Consider the following 693-nt stretch of genomic DNA (forward strand, 5'->3'; position numbering starts at 1 on the left):
TTGTATTTGGCAAGAGAAAAATGTATAAAACGGCAACCTTTTTTGTAGCCACTTACCAACGTTCCACTTTACTCTTTGTTAAACATAGATTCTCTTAATCTGTGACTCTCTCCTTTGAATAGCACCAGGTGGGAATGATGGATCAAGCGATCTACCACTGCTTCCGTTAAGATCGGGTCTCCAAATACGTGATTCCACTGGCCAAACTGTAGATTGGTTGTGATGATCAGACTACGCTTTTCATAGCACAAGGTAATCACTTGAAAAAGCAGTTCAGCCCCTTGCTTGTGTAAAGGAATATATCCCAGTTCATCTAAGATAAGCAAATCTAGTTTCTCAATCTGCTTAAACAGTTTATTCACGGTTCCCTTTTCATGGGCATCTAAGAGATGATTCACGAGGGAAGCCACGGTATAAAACTTTACACGATTTCCCTGATTCTGAATGGCGTTCAACCCAATAAGTGTTGATAAATAGGTCTTTCCAGCTCCAACACCTCCATAGAAAATCATATTCTCCCTAGTCTCGATAAACGCTCCCTGTAAAAGGGACTCCTGATTTAATCCTTGACCTAATTCAATCTCTTTCCAGTCAAAAGGTTTGCCATATAACTCTGGCAAGGTTGCCGCCTTCAATAGTAGGTTGATCTTTCGCTCTTCTCGCTGTTCAATTTCTTTCTCAAAAAGCTTAAGT

1 protein-coding gene is annotated in these 693 nt (G+C 40.3%); it reads right to left on the bottom strand.

The genetic code is table 11. The features are described from left to right. Nucleotides 1–68: 68 nt before the first annotated feature. The coding region (gene istB / locus ACHABW_RS25915) for an IS21-like element helper ATPase IstB (protein ID WP_435759921.1) at nucleotides 69–693 on the bottom strand (625 nt) is incomplete at its 5' end.

It is taken from the genome of Salipaludibacillus sp. CF4.18, from assembly GCF_051262595.1.
Lineage (GTDB): Bacteria > Bacillota > Bacilli > Bacillales > Salisediminibacteriaceae > Salipaludibacillus > Salipaludibacillus neizhouensis.